11 protein-coding genes and 2 pseudogenes are annotated in these 14,853 nt (G+C 42.3%); 9 read left to right on the forward strand and 4 right to left on the reverse strand.

Annotation, left to right across the window (positions count from 1 at the left end):
- Genes IPK86_04065 through IPK86_04105 form a run of 9 tightly spaced genes read left to right on the forward strand, consistent with a single transcriptional unit; the run spans position 1 to position 9,481 of the window.
- Positions 1 to 1,239 carry an iron-containing alcohol dehydrogenase gene (locus IPK86_04065; GenBank protein QQS16593.1) on the forward strand — a complete coding sequence of 413 codons (1,239 nt, stop codon included), beginning with the start codon at positions 1 to 3 and terminating at the stop codon, positions 1,237 to 1,239.
- Between the two features lie 23 nt (positions 1,240 to 1,262).
- Positions 1,263 to 2,612, forward strand: a complete 1,350-nt coding sequence (eutH, locus tag IPK86_04070) for an ethanolamine utilization protein EutH (protein ID QQS16594.1) — start codon at positions 1,263 to 1,265, stop codon at positions 2,610 to 2,612.
- Positions 2,613 to 2,628: 16 nt separating this feature from the next.
- Entirely contained in the window at positions 2,629 to 4,059 is a 1,431-nt protein-coding gene (locus tag IPK86_04075) for an ethanolamine ammonia-lyase reactivating factor EutA (protein QQS16595.1), read from the forward strand.
- Positions 4,060 to 4,082: 23 nt separating this feature from the next.
- Positions 4,083 to 5,444 (forward strand): ethanolamine ammonia-lyase subunit EutB, encoded by a 1,362-nt coding sequence (locus IPK86_04080; protein ID QQS16596.1) that lies wholly within the window; start codon positions 4,083 to 4,085, stop codon positions 5,442 to 5,444.
- Between the two features lie 15 nt (positions 5,445 to 5,459).
- Positions 5,460 to 6,332, forward strand: coding sequence for an ethanolamine ammonia-lyase subunit EutC (eutC, locus tag IPK86_04085; GenBank protein QQS16597.1), 873 nt, complete (start codon positions 5,460 to 5,462; stop codon positions 6,330 to 6,332).
- 16 nt (positions 6,333 to 6,348) lie between these two features.
- A complete protein-coding gene (eutL, locus tag IPK86_04090) occupies positions 6,349 to 7,005 on the forward strand; it encodes an ethanolamine utilization microcompartment protein EutL (GenBank protein ID QQS16598.1) in 657 nt (218 codons plus the stop codon).
- Positions 7,006 to 7,016: 11 nt separating this feature from the next.
- The gene (locus IPK86_04095; protein ID QQS16599.1) at positions 7,017 to 7,592 is read left to right on the forward strand and encodes a BMC domain-containing protein; all 576 of its coding nucleotides are present in this window, start codon (positions 7,017 to 7,019) and stop codon (positions 7,590 to 7,592) included.
- On the forward strand, positions 7,562 to 8,914 hold the full coding sequence (locus IPK86_04100) for an SLBB domain-containing protein (GenBank protein QQS17073.1): 1,353 nt from the start codon (positions 7,562 to 7,564) through the stop codon (positions 8,912 to 8,914). Before IPK86_04095 ends, IPK86_04100 begins: the two co-directional genes overlap by 31 nt.
- A gap of 12 nt (positions 8,915 to 8,926) precedes the next feature.
- Positions 8,927 to 9,481 (forward strand): BMC domain-containing protein, encoded by a 555-nt coding sequence (locus IPK86_04105; GenBank protein ID QQS16600.1) that lies wholly within the window; start codon positions 8,927 to 8,929, stop codon positions 9,479 to 9,481.
- 11 nt (positions 9,482 to 9,492) lie between these two features.
- Here IPK86_04105 and IPK86_04110 read toward each other — a convergent pair.
- From IPK86_04110 to IPK86_04125, 4 genes and pseudogenes are all read right to left on the reverse strand, one after another.
- Positions 9,493 to 12,279: pseudogene (locus IPK86_04110) on the reverse strand (DEAD/DEAH box helicase family protein).
- Between the two features lie 8 nt (positions 12,280 to 12,287).
- Complete coding sequence (locus tag IPK86_04115; protein QQS17079.1) at positions 12,288 to 12,536, reverse strand: hypothetical protein; 249 nt, start codon at positions 12,534 to 12,536, stop codon at positions 12,288 to 12,290.
- A gap of 213 nt (positions 12,537 to 12,749) precedes the next feature.
- Positions 12,750 to 13,685, reverse strand: coding sequence for a site-specific DNA-methyltransferase (locus IPK86_04120; GenBank protein QQS17080.1), 936 nt, complete (start codon positions 13,683 to 13,685; stop codon positions 12,750 to 12,752).
- A pseudogene (locus IPK86_04125) lies at positions 13,673 to 14,815 on the reverse strand (hypothetical protein). The gene IPK86_04120 and the pseudogene IPK86_04125 overlap by 13 nt, the downstream one beginning before the upstream one ends.
- Positions 14,816 to 14,853 lie beyond the last annotated feature (38 nt).

The following is a 14,853-nucleotide window of genomic DNA, read 5'->3' on the forward strand; positions in this document are numbered from 1 at the left end:
ATGAATACCCAAGTACACCCAGCCTATGCCCTTGATACAACAACAGAAAAAACGCTAAGCCGTGCCTTATATCAAGCACTGGATCTGTTAAATCTGCAATCAACTAAAGGTTTTCATGCCCCACGTGACACCTATATCGGTGTCGGTGCAGCAGCCAACACTGGCAAAGTATTAGCCGCCTGTGGCATCACCAAGGTTTTTGTTGTGATTGATGAAATTGTACACCAATTAGGTTTAGCTGAGGCGATGTGGCGTGCCTTAGAGCAATACAATATTGCGCATACTCGTTATGTACATGCTTTAGGAGAGCCAGAAAGTACACCCTGCGAGGCAGCTGCTAGAGAATGTATTGCATCAGGCTGTAACGGTATGGTCGCTATCGGTGGCGGTTCGGCATTAGATACCGCTAAAGTTGTTGCGATACTTGCTGCCAATCCCGCAATGTGTATCGCTGATTTATCAGCAAATCATCACATCCATCATCATCGCATGATGCTCATTGCCATACCTACCACAGCAGGTACAGGATCTGAAGCCACCAATGTCACTGTCATCAAGGATTCTACGGATCATGTCAAGCATGTCATTGTTCACCCCGATATGCTGCCTGATTTGGCTCTGATTGATCCTGGATTGACTTTACGTGTCCCACCTTACTTTACCGCCGCAACAGGCATTGATGCACTCACGCATGCTATTGAGGCTTATGTAGCTACCCAATCTACGCCATTAACACGTGCTTTAGCCTACCAAGCGATTGTTGAAATTGGTCGTGCCCTGCCAATTGCGGTTGGACAAGGCGAAAACTTAGCGGCTCGGGAATCCATGGCGTTAGCTTCATATATGGCTGGTATTGCATTTTCCAACGCGGGACTTGGGTTATGCCATGCGTTAGCCCATCAAATTGGACCGAAATATAACCTGCCACACGGTATTGCTAATGCGATCATGCTACCCTCCGCTATGCATTTTAATCAATTAGTCTGTAAGCAAACGTTTACAGAAATTGGTCTTGCGCTTTGCCACAAAATTATGCCCTCAGAAGATGTAATCGCTGCTGTACAAAACTTAATAGCAGCCGTCATGTTGCCGACAAATTTATCAATGGCAGGAGGAAATACGGATGATTTTCTGACCTTTGCAGAACAAGCCTTGACTGATATTTGTTTGACCACGAATCCGCGAACCGTTTCAAAAGAGCAAATTATGGCAGTGTATCAACATGCACTGCACCGTTAACATTGTCAATTTGGAGAGAAAGTATGGAACAGGTTAACACTATTATCGTGCAAATTATGATGGCCTTCATGGTCATCGCAGCAATTGATAGAATTTTTGATCAATTTGGTGGCATCGAGCAGGTGCTGAGCAAATTTGGCTTAGGTTTTATTGGCAAACTAATCGGTGGTGCAGGTAAACAGTTTGAAGAAGGCTTCATGGCAATGGGTGCTTTGGGCTTGGCTATGGTCGGAGTTATTGCCATTGCACCTATTTTGGCTAATTGGCTGGGCTCCTTTATTCAACCAGTTTATGAAGCTTTAGGGGCTAACCCGGCGATGTTTGCAACCACTTTGCTTGCCATTGACATGGGTGGCTTCCAACTTGCCGAAAAACTCGCTAATGGTGATGTTGCCGCATGGATGTATTCAGGCGTTATACTCGGCGCAATGATGGGTCCCACCATCGTATTTTCGATCCCAGTAGGCTTGGGAATCATTAACCAGTCTGACCGACGTTTCCTTGCTATCGGCGTTTTGGCAGGTATCGTGACTATTCCTCTAGGTTGCATTGCCGGAGGCATGGTTGCTATGCAATCTGGTGTCGTGATTAATGGTCAGCCCGTTGTCTTTACTTGGCCTTTGATCTTAAACAACATGATTCCTGTTGCTATCATTTCAGGATTAATTGCCATTGGACTAAAAGTCATCCCTGAGAAAATGATTAGTGGTTTTCAATGGTTTGCTAAATTTTTGGTTGGCATTATTACTATCGGCTTGGTTGCAGCGGTATTGGTAGATAACAAAATTATCGTTGTGCCAGGTTTAGACCCTATATTCATGATTGGTGGTGATATACCTGGTAGCGTGCTACGTGCTATCGAGATCATTGGAAAGATTGCCTGTATGCTTTTGGGTGCTTACCCCATGGTATATCTTTTAACCCGCTGGTTTAAAAAACCTTTATCAAAAATTGGGTCACTGCTTCGAATGAATGATGCTGCAGCAGCAGGCATGGTTGCATCTTTGGCCAACAACATTCCAATGTTCGGCATGCTCAGCAAAATGGATGATCGTGGCAAAGTATTAAATATTGCCTTTTGTGTGTCAGCAGCCTTTACCTTTGGGGATCACTTAGGCTTCACAGCAGCGGTTGCAGCACCAATGATCTTTCCGATGATTGTTGGAAAGCTAGTCGGTGGCGTAACAGCAGTGTTATTTGCTATGTCTATTGCCCCTAAATCTACGGTTGTTAAGGTTGTGTTGCCCAAAACAACCAAAAAAGTAACGGCTAAGGCTCCTAAAAAAGGAACTAAAATTAAAAAAGCCACGGTAAAAAAGGCTCCTAAAGCCAAAAAAACACTAAAAAAAGTAACCAAAGCCACGAAGGCCTAACTTTTAGATAGAGCAAATGAGTACTCGTTTAATTCATAGTGTGGGCATTGACATCGGTACAACCACCACACAGATGATCTTCTCGAAGCTGGTGCTCGTTAATCGTGCGCCCGCTTCGCGCGTGCCCCACTATGAATTTGCTGAACGAGACATTGTATATGTCAGCCCGGTGATTTTTACACCCATTGATGAATCCGGTAAAGTCAATCAACAAGCACTAAATCAATTTATCTTGGCGCAATATCCCGCAGCTGGATTGACGATCAAACAAGTTGAGTCAGGCGCTATTATCATCACGGGTGAAACGTCTAAAACCAAAAATGCTCGAGAAACGATTATGCAGCTTGCAGCCACACTCGGCAATTTTGTTGTTGCAACGGCAGGCGCACATTTAGAGTCTGTTATTGCGGGCAAAGGTTCGGGAGCTTATGCATATTCTCAAGCTGAAAATTGCCGTGTCCTTAATATTGATATTGGTGGCGGCACCACCAATTACGTTGTTTTCGAGGCAGGACGTGTTATTGATACAGCCTGTTTGAATGTAGGCGGTCATTTGATTGAAACAAATAAGGTTGGTCATATCCAAAAATGTTACGCACCCGCCAGAAAATTATGCGAAGCCCTATTCGGTACTTCAGTTGACGCTTTGACGCTTGATGCCACACAACTTGATACCCTCGTCAAACATATGGCTGCTTTAATTATTGAGGTATCACAAGGCAATTCCTCAACCTATGCTAAACAACTATTGATGACCGATTCGCTACGCGCCGATCATCATTATGATGCTGTCTTCATTTCTGGTGGTGTTGGGGAATGTTTTTATCACCCAACAATCGCTTCAGCGAATTTTAGCTTTGGAGATATTGGTCCTATTTTAGCCAATAAGCTACGTCAGCATCCACATATGGCTATGTTACCTGTGCGTAAGCCTAAACAAACGATCCACGCAACGGTCATTGGTGCTGGAGCCTATACCTTATCTTTATCTGGCAGCACGGTTTGGATAAGCGCCAAGCAGTTGCCGATACGCAACGTACCCGTTGTGCACACCCATACTGCTTGGCATCATTTAACTGCACAAAAATTAGCAGAAGAGTGGATAATGGCAATTAAGCGCGCAGATATTGTTATGGATACAGATTTTTTCGCCTTGGCATTACCTGCTGACTTACCTGTTCGGTATCAGGATGTTAAAATGGTCGTTCAAGCACTGCAATTATTCAGCCAAGTACAAAGCAAAAACACATTACCGCTAATTGTTGTTGCGCAACAGGACATAGGAAAGGTGCTAGGCATGGAACTACAACCCCATATGCAACAACGGGAACTTGCTATTATTGACGAAGTTAAAACACAAAGTGGAGATTATATTGATATTGGTCAGCCATTTTTTAATGGCTCAACCATCCCGTTAACCATCAAATCATTAGCCTTTCCATCGTAAGGTTAGTGTTATGAGGAGTTGTTATGAAAACAGCAACCCATTTGTTTGGACAAAGTTACCAGTTTAATGATTTAAAAGTTATCCTAGCCAAAGCAGGAGACGCAAGGTCAGGTGATGTATTAGCGGGTGTTGCAGCACAAAATTCCCAAGAACGAGTTGCTGCAAAGCATGTATTGTCTGAGATTACTGTCGGTGACATACGTGAAAATCCTGTTATTCCCTATGAAGAAGACTGCGTGACTCGTATCATCCAAGACGACATTAATGAAACAGCCTATCAACATGTCAAAAATTGGACCGTTAGCGAGTTACGTGAATATATTTTGTCAGACAATACCACGATTGCTGATATTGATTTTGTCCGTAAAGGTCTCACATCAGAAGTGGTGGCAGCAGTTGCCAAAATTTGCTCCAATGCTGACTTGATATACGGCGCTAAAAAGATGCCTGTGGTCAAGCGCGCGAATACAACTATTGGATTGCCTGGCACTTTCTCGGCACGCCTTCAACCAAATGACACGCGAGATGATATTGCCAGTATTCTTTCACAAATTTATGAAGGTTTATCATACGGCGTCGGCGATGCTGTCATTGGTGTTAACCCTGTCACGGATAATGTTGAAAATGTCAAACGGATTCTTTTCGCATTACAAGAAGTAATTGATAAATTTGCCATTCCCACACAACCTTGTGTGCTTGCGCATGTCTCCACGCAGATTGAAGCGATTCGTCAAGGCGCGCCGGGCGGATTAATTTTTCAAAGTATCTGTGGAAGCGAAAAAGGATTAAAAGAGTTTGGCGTTACCATCGAGCTTTTGGACGAAGCTTTAGCAGTTGGTCACACACATAATCGATTAGCAGGTTCCAACTGCATGTATTTTGAAACGGGACAAGGTTCAGCTCTATCAGCTGATGCACACTATGGAACCGATCAGATGACGATGGAAGCGAGGAACTACGGATTAGCTCGTCATTACGACCCCTTTATCGTCAATACCGTCGTGGGTTTTATCGGTCCTGAATACCTTTACAACGATCGCCAGATCACGCGAGCTGGATTAGAAGACCACTTCATGGGCAAATTGTCGGGCATCTCAATGGGCTGTGACACCTGCTACACAAACCATGCTGATGCGAATCAAAATTCTAATGAGAATCTAATGATTTTATTGGCTGCTGCAGGATGCAACTACATCATGGGTATGCCAATGGGTGACGATATCATGCTCAACTACCAAACTTCTGCCTTTCACGATACAGCAACATTGCGTCAATTGTTAAATTTACGCCCATCGCCCGAATTTGAAAAATGGTTAGAAAAAATGGGCATCATGCAAGATGGTCGGCTTGCGCCATTGGCTGGCGATGCTTCGTTATTCTTTTGAGTGAGGTTAGAAAAAATGGATCAAAATCAAATTGACAGTATCGTCCGCTCAGTGATACAACAAATCGAAGGCAACAAGCCTACGCCATCCTTATCAGCAAATAAAGTAGCAGTTGATCAGGAAGAGGCTTTGGATGACTTGGGTGGCGATGCTTTTCAGCGTAACTATATTGGTGTGCAGCACCCCAAAAACGGGGAAGCACTTAAAGAGTTGCGTAAAAATACCGCTGCTAGGGTTGCTTCAGGCAGAACAGGTCCTAGACCACGCACCACATCGCTGTTACGCTTTTTGGCGGATCACTCGCGATCTAAAGACACCGTGCTAAAAGAAATTCCTTCAGAGTGGGTAGCCAAAGCAAATCTGCTAGAAGTACAAAGTGAAATCACGACTAAAGACCTTTACTTGACGCGCCCAGATTTAGGTCGTCGCCTTTCCAAAGAAGCGATTGAGGTCATCAAATCGCAATGTAAACCCTCTCCTCAAGTACAAATTGTGGTTTCCGACGGTTTATCAACCGATGCGATTACCGCTAATTTAGATGAAATTTTACCGCCTTTAATCAAGGGGCTTGAAAACGCTGGTCTCAAGCTTGGTACACCTTTCTTCGTACGCTACGGGCGCGTTAAAATAGAGGATCACATCGGCGAATTATTAGGTGCTGAGGTCGTGATTTTATTAGTCGGCGAACGACCTGGCTTAGGACAGTCTGAAAGTTTATCCTGTTACATGATCTACCAGCCCACGGTAAACACTGTGGAAGCAGATCGCACTTGTATTTCGAACATCCATCAAGGCGGCACCCCTCCTGTTGAGGCAGCCGCGGTGATTGTTGACTTGGCTAAGTTAATGCTGGAGAAAAAAGCATCCGGCATTGCTTTAAATCGCTAACGAGGAGCTACATATCATGCCAACATTAGACAGAATTCAACCGAGCGTTTGTGCTGTTCGCTTGATCGCATCCGTCCACCCTGATCTAAAAGCAAAATTGGAAATGCCAAGACATATCAATAGCTTGGGATTGATTACAGCCGATTCCGATGATGTCACATACATCGCTGCTGATGAAGCCACGAAACAAGCGCAAGTTGAGGTCATTTATGGTCGCTCCCTCTATGCGGGCGCAAGCCATTCTCCCTCTCCTTCATCGGGTGAAGTCATTATCATGCTTGGCGGACCGAATCCCGCTGAAGTCAGAGCTGGATTAGACTCAATGATTGCAACGATTGAATCGGGTCCTGCCTTCCAATGGGCTGATGATAAACAAAGTGCTGCCTTCTTAGCGCACTTAATTTCCAGCACAGGCAGCTATTTATCCAAAGCAGCGGGAGTAGAATTAGGTGCACCACTTGCTTATTTAATCGCCCCACCTTTGGAAGCCACTTACGGTATTGACGCAGCCATCAAAGCTGCCGAAGTAAAGTTAGCCACTTATATTCCACCACCGTCCGAAACCAACTATTCGGGAGCTTTTTTGACAGGGAGTCAAGCGTCTTGTAAGGCGGCCTGTAATGCCTTTGCAGAAGCTGTAACAGAGATAGGTCGTAGTCCAATTAAATGCTAGAGGTTCATCCCATGGATGCACTAGGCTTTTTGGAAGTACAGGGTTTTACTACAGCGGTTAGTGCCGCAGATGCCATGCTAAAAAGTGCTAACGTCGTGCTTTTGTCAACGCATGAAGTCCGGCCAGGCATGCTAACCATCGTAGTCTCTGGCGATTTAGCAGCTTGTCGTGCTGCAGTAAGCGCTGGGCTTGCTGCAGCCAAACAAGTCGGCAAAGTTCTTAGTCATCATGTGATTGGTCGATTGGATGAGGATGGTGTTTTAAATACCCTCATCTCAACTGGTCAGACCTGTACAAAACCTGCTATATCAACCTTGCCTGCTTCAGCCATAGGTCAAGCAATCGCTAAACCGCAGCTGATAACTAAAGGTACATCACCCAAACCTCTTGAGGTAGAAAAATCGCTTGATCCTATTTTGGCTTTGGTGATGGCAGCACCAAAAGGCAAGACGATTAAGCAAATCAGACAACAGTTTACGAATCAGAAAACCCAAGCGATTCGGGCAAAATTGATGATGTGGGTTAAAGCAGGGCGTTTGATTCAAAAGGGAGAAAAATTCTATCCGCTTGCAATAGAGGCGATTTGATGATCTACACGGATATCCAAAGAAAGCTGCGAGCGGCCGGAGTTGTTGGTGCGGGCGGTGCTGGATTTCCAACTTATGTTAAGTTTGGTGCTAAAGCTGATATTTTTTTGGTCAACGCTGCTGAGTGTGAACCTCTGCTCAAAGTTGATCAACAACTTATGGTTGCCCATGCAAAACAGCTGATCCGTGGCCTAGAACTAGGTATGCAAGCAACGGGAGCAACGGAAGGCGTTGTTGCGATCAAGAGTAAGTATACTGATGCCATTGCAGCCATTACACCACTACTACACTCTACTATGCGGATTCATATTCTCAAAGATATTTATCCTGCTGGCGATGAAGTAATTACCATTTGGATGGCGACGGGTCGACGCGTACCACCTGCTAAGTTACCGCTGGATGTTGGAGTCGTTGTAAATAACCCTCAAACATTGATTAATGTCGCTCGTGCTGTAGATGAAGCAGAACCTGTTATTTTTCGTACCGTAACCGTTAGCGGTGCTGTGACTCACCCGATAACAGTTACGGTACCAATCGGCACGGCTTTTGCCGACATGATCAAGATGGCAGGAGGGGTTAGTGTTGGTAGCGCCGCCTATGTAGAGGGTGGTCCGATGATGGGTAAATTAATCAATAATTTAACAGATTCCGTCACCAAAACAACGGGCGGTATTATTGCTCTGCCAGAAGACCATATCATCATTCGTCGTCATCGCCAGCCGATTGAAGCACAGCTGCGTATTGCCAAAACAACCTGCGAGCAGTGCTGTTTATGCACAGAGCTTTGTCCACGTCATATCATTGGCCATGAATTACCGCCTCACTTGATTGTCCGTGCAGTGAATTACAGCGATATTGCCGCCCCATCAATCCTCTTGTCAGCATTGACTTGCTCAGAATGCAACATTTGTGAAGCGTGGTCTTGTCCTGTTGATATTTCGCCAATGCGAATTAATCGGCTATTGAAGGCTAAATTCCGCGCTGAAGGAGGACACTACGACGGTGAATTGCGTAATATGGATCCGATGACAGAATACCGCTTATTGCCAACTTCTCGCCTCATCGCAAGACTGGCTATTGAGCCTTATAACCATCCAGCGCCGCTGATTAATAGTGTGTATCAGCCTGATACTGTAACGCTCAATTTGAGCCAACATATCGGTACACCAGCTATCCCGATCGTTAAAAAAGGGGATAAAGTCTTGCAAAAACAATGCATTGCCGAAGTACCAGAAGATAAATTAGGTGTACCCATCCACGCAAGTATCACGGGCATTGTTGATGAAGTCACCCGTCACACTATCCGTATTCAGCAAGTTTAGTTTGGAAAAATCATGGCCAACCATCACGCAATCGGTCTTATAGAATCAAACAGTATCGCCAAAGGCATTGAGGCATCTGACATAATGGCCAAAACGGCTGATGTCACCATTTTGGTTGCCAAAACTATCTGTCCAGGAAAATATATTGTCTTAATTGGTGGTAATATCTCAAATGTCAAACAATCAGTTGAAGCTGTATTAAGATTGACGCCCGAGACCATGGTTGATCACTTCGTTATACCGAATATTCACCCTTCGATTCTGCCCGCTATTGGTGGTGGGAAAGTCATTGAAAAAGTAGAGGCCATTGGCGTGATTGAAACCTATAGCGTGGCAGCAACAATTGAAGCAGCTGATATGGCTGTCAAGACTGCTCAAGTTGAGCCGATTCGCATGCATTTAGCTTTTGGTATTGGCGGTAAAAGCTATGTGGTTTTAACAGGCGATATTTCGAGCATTAATACTGCGGTTGAAGTTGGCTCATCCATAGCAAGTGAACGTGGATTCCTTGTCCAGCGTATTGTGCTGGCACGCCCACACCAACAGGTTATTGATAGCTTGCTGTAATCTATTTAGGCTTAACAAACTGATTTTGCTTTATCAATGCGATTTTTGACTTCCCGCGGTTCAAAAATAAGCTCATAACACCACATACCAAAACCACCATGGCTATTTACCGCCTTTGTCCATTCCTCTGCAGCGCTCTGTTTGGCTCTAACTTCCTCCGAATCTTTGCCTTTTATTTCAAGAATAATATGCAAATTATCTGATCTTTTTACAATGAAATCCGGTCGATATTTTCTTGTAATACCTTGATAAATATAAGAGATTTCAAAACCTAGGTGATCGTTTTTTACCCAAGATATTACGCTAGGATGTTCATCTAAAACACAGGCAGCATTCAATTCCCAACCACTGTCAGAAACACAAGCATTAATATGAGATTTTTTCGTTTCTTTACATGGTTTGGCTGTGTACCAAGTCTGCATATCTTTAGTTGACCCTATTGATCTATTAGAATCTGTAAAAATAATGTCAATTCGCTCTTTATTTTCATATTTAATAAATTGCCAAATATGCTCAACAATTTCGCCCATTTTGAAAGTCAAAGCTAGTTGCTTTTTAAGCACATCTTGCTGCCAGTCAATAGGTCGAATTCTAATTTTTTCAGACAATAAAAATTGCTCAGCAATACGCACAATCTGTGACACAAGCATTATTTTGTTACCATTCCAGCTAGGATTCATTTTTTCATAAATATCAAGTGATATTTGAAAAATAATAGTTTGCATCCTCTGCAGTTGTGCTAACTTTTCCAAATTGATATTAGAAAGCATTGCTAAATTTGCTTGACCACCAACCATATCAGCCAATTCCGCAGAAAACATTGCATCTGTAACATTAACCGTAAATAAATCAACTTTGTTTATATCAACACTTAAGTGAGGCTTGTAGTGGTAATTAATCCGCGCGATATTAGGCCATTTAATTTCACAATCAGAGCGTTCTTGGCAAACAGCAATTTTTGTCTTGGGCTCTGTAGGTTTCAAAACAGAAATATCTGCTGATTCGTGAGGAAGAAAGGTAAAAGGAATGCCAAAAATATTCACATGCTCAGGATTATATAAATTGGTCTCCTTGTTAATTTCATAAGCTGTTCTGCGAAGGCCGCGACCCACAACTTGTTCACACAATAACTGGCTTGAAAAAGCTCTTAATCCCATAATATGTGTTACTGTTCTCGCATCCCATCCCTCAGACAACATAGCAACAGATATAACATGCTGAATCTCCCCTCCAGGCTCTCCAACCTGTCCGACAGTATTTACTTTTCTTCGTAACAATTCCGCTCTTTCTTTTAAAGTCTGTTTTTTCGTATTAGCATCCTGTTCAACAATTTGAGCAGTATCACCAACAGATTCCGCTTCACTTAAAATTTTGGAGTCAATTCTGAGTATTTTACGGCTATCACATAATTGAGGAATAGGTATCTTATTATGCTCAAAAACATATTCAATGCGCTCAGCTGTTTCTGTGCGATTAGTCACTGTAATCATTACGGGCGGTACTTTATGACCAATTTTATCCCATCTTATTTTTGTCAAACGCCAATCTTCGCCTAGCAATAAATATGCGTTAATTACTAGTTCAGGCAAAGGATCATGCGGTTTGATATTTGAGCGATTTAAATTATCCTTTACATCGTCGTTCATATAAAGGTGATAAAGCTTGGATTTAAAGAGCTCCAAATTAGGAATTACGCCATCTCGCACCACAATGCGTGATGTCTTCACCAAACCTGATTCAATTGCATCATTTAAACTAAAGTCACTTACAATCCATTCAAAAAGGGCTTCCTCAATATTTTATTTGATAGATGGAACAAAAGGCGTTGCGGAAAAATCAAAACATCTTAAAATGCCACGTGCACGATGGATGCGATCCAGACCACCTATCCAAATAGTAGCTTGTTCAGCTTCTTTTGCTGCTGTGCCCTTTTTTATTTTTGGCGGCACTCTCCAAGCATGATGAGCTTCATCATTAATGACTATAATATTTTTTGCATGACCAAACTCCGCACACACTTCTTTAGTATATGCTTCGTCACTTTTTACGCCACGTTTATCAACAGAACTTTTTTTGGCAAGTTTCTCGCCCGAATCCCACGCTAGGACATGCCAATTATGAATTAATATCCTCCCTTGAAATAACTGTTCCCTCATTGAGGCTGGCACGATATCAAAAATCACAAAATAATTACTTCTCTTACCTGGACAAAGTACACTCAATCTCTCTTTCACTGTCAAACTGGGCGCAATGATCAAAATATACCTAGAAAAACGCACATCTTTAGGGTAGAGTACCTTGTTAATAATCTGCCAAGCAATAAGCATACCCATGACAACGGTTTTTCCAGTACCCGTTGCCATCTTTGCACAGAATCTATTGAAATCACCCCCATCATTTTTGATGTTGATCCCGACTCGATCTGCTTCAGGAGCTTCAGTAATCCAGATAAGCGTTTCAATCGCTTCCAATTGGCAAAAAAAGAATGGTGTATCCCTTATTGTCCCAGCATGCCAATGCTGAAGTAATTTTTTTGTTGCTCCAGTAACACCTGGATAATTTTTTTCTCGCCACTTTGACACTCTTTTGCGTATCTCATTAACGAGTGGTATTTCAATAAATCGTCCCGGATCATCTAAAGATTTTGAGTTATGTGAAGCTACAGTATATCCTGCCGAGCGACGCTCTCCATTAATTAAACGAAAATTGCAAGAATGGCTATCATACTGTCAAAACTTCTTCGGCTCTTCATATGGGGAATTGATGATAAGTTGATCGATAGATCGCGTGCCAACCATAGATCTTCCTAGGAAACTAAATGGATAATTTTGAGACTTTCAATACCTCTGTCATCCACAATTTTAACGGCTGCTCGTCGATAAATTCCAATTTCAAATGGTAAAGAAGTAATTCCAGAATATGATTTAATCAATTCCTCATCAATTTCCCCTTTGAGATTTTTGGCTAACTTCGTCCAACCATCCATCTTATCGGACATTGGGAAAAACAACTGTCTAGGAAATAAACTGTGTCCATCATAATCAGTATCCAGCATCCATAAAGCAATTTTATCGGTACCACCCGATTCAATTTGACCTGTCTGGACATTAAAATAATCAAAACCTTTGACTTCAATTTACCATTTGCCACTTTTACCAAATTTACTAATAACATCCGGCTGACCAATCAACCAAAAGCTTCCACTGCTAGAATGCGCTTTTTTAAGATCGCTAGTTAACAAATCTGGATTCATCTGAACTTTAAGAAGCTATGTATTAGGCCACTTGGCTTCATCAATACCCTTGGCAGCTTCTGGATCAAACTGAAAAGCAGCAAAAATAATCAAAGTAGGTTTTGGGATCAGATCTTGTGCTTCGCCAATCGCTAAACTTACCTGACATTGTTCAAGCGGTGCATGATCTGGACCAAATACTATAACTGCACGTTCAGGAAATTCAGATTTTGTTTCTGCGTCAGCGTGTAGATAATGGCAAGCAGCAAGAGTTTCAATATATGCAAACTCAATTTTTTGACCGAATTTACCACGAATACCCGTCTTTAAGAGTTCGTCTTGCCAATCGTACTGACGGATGGTTTCTGGCGTTCGAGTAGCATATATGTCCACCCTTTCAGAAATATTTAAATCTTCTTCATCAATGCGTTTTACAATAGGGGCAGGAACAGCTTCGACGGTAAATGGGCCTGTAACACGGATCTTAGTATTGTCTTTAATTGGCCTATCAACAAAAGTCACTATCTCGGGAGGTTCTTCGCCAATAATTGATCCCATAGTGATTTTTTCTGTCCTTTGATATAAAAATCCACTGGACACTCCTTCTCCCTTTTCTGCCAAAGAGAAATAATCAAAGATCTGAGTAGCTAGCCTTTGCTTTGCAATATTTATAGCAACCCTAGAAGTATCACAAGTAATCCATCTACGACCAAAACGCTCTGCTACAACTGCAGTTGTCCCAGAACCGCAAGTAGGATCCAAAATAAGATCGCCTGGATCAGTACTAGCCAAGATACATCTCTCTAATACCTTTTCTGCAGTCTGCACAACATAGGTTTTATTTCTAGCACCAGCCGTGTCGTCCCAAAAACTTACCAGATCTTTAAAACCAAAATCATCCAAAAAATAAATGTAACGAATACTTTTTTCGTTAGTTGCATAAATCCTATTTTGTTGGATTAGTTTTTGCATACCTTCAAGTTTAGTAACCCATGATGTCCCCTTTTTTGGTTTGTAAATGCTTCCTTGGAATTCAACAGGATAAATGTAATTCTCACCGTTGGAATGAGTGGGCTCAATGAAACTAATTGAAAAATTCTCGAATCTTTTGGTAAACATTGGTAATTAGCAATTTCCTCTCGGGTCATCTTTCTTCTTGAGCCATCTTGAATCTCTATCCAGCTCCAACTGCTATCCCCTTCAGTATCTTGCGAAACATAAAGTTGCCGGTATTTTAGAATTTTTTTATCTTTGGCATACCATAATAAGAAATCATGCATGCATTCAAGATATTTAGCGCCAAGTGGTCCTGTTTTTTTGCGAAAAGGAATAATTGCCACAAAATTCTGAGCTCCCAATACTTCATCCATCAGCTCCCGAATGTGATGCAGATTTTTATCGCTAATCTGGACAAAACAACTACCGCTGTCCGTTAGTAAATCACGCGCCAACAACAGGCGATCCCTCATGTAAGTGAGGTAGGAATGGATGCCCAACTCCCATGTATCCCGAAACGCTTTAATTGTTTCTGGCTCTGCTGTTAGATCATCATCCTTCCCATCTTGAACCTCTTTCTTATTAAAAAATGGTTGGAAGTTAGAGCCATAGGTAATTCCATAGGGTGGATCTATATAAACCATTTGTACCTGAGAAGCCATACCCTCTTTTTCTAAGAGGCTATTCATCACGAGCAAACTATCGCCCGCAATTAAACGATTGGACCAATTATTTTTATGTTGATAAAACTCAATTGCTTCACGAATAGGTTTAGTTTGATCAATCTAACTACCAAAAAGATCTGGCTGACTATCCTCTTTACCATTAGATTTTACTCGTCGCACTGATTGAATAATTGTCCTTGGATCAATACGTTCATGAATATGCAACGAAACAGTTGATACATCAAAACTAACATGTTCAGACTTGCCAGCCCATTGTAGAGATGGATCAAAATGTGGATCATATTGGTAAGTTTTTTTACCAGTATCTTTATCAGTATCCGGAGTGACCAAACCAACTGGCGGATTATTAGTGCGCGTTTTTCCGGCATGGGTATAGGTATTAATTTCTTTTGCAGAGTATTTTTTGCTTTGACTGGCCATTTTCCCACATCGCTTACTAGGCGTATCACAAAACTCTT

This window comes from Neisseriales bacterium (assembly GCA_016699915.1).
Classification (GTDB): Bacteria; Pseudomonadota; Gammaproteobacteria; order Burkholderiales; family Q3-R57-64; genus Q3-R57-64.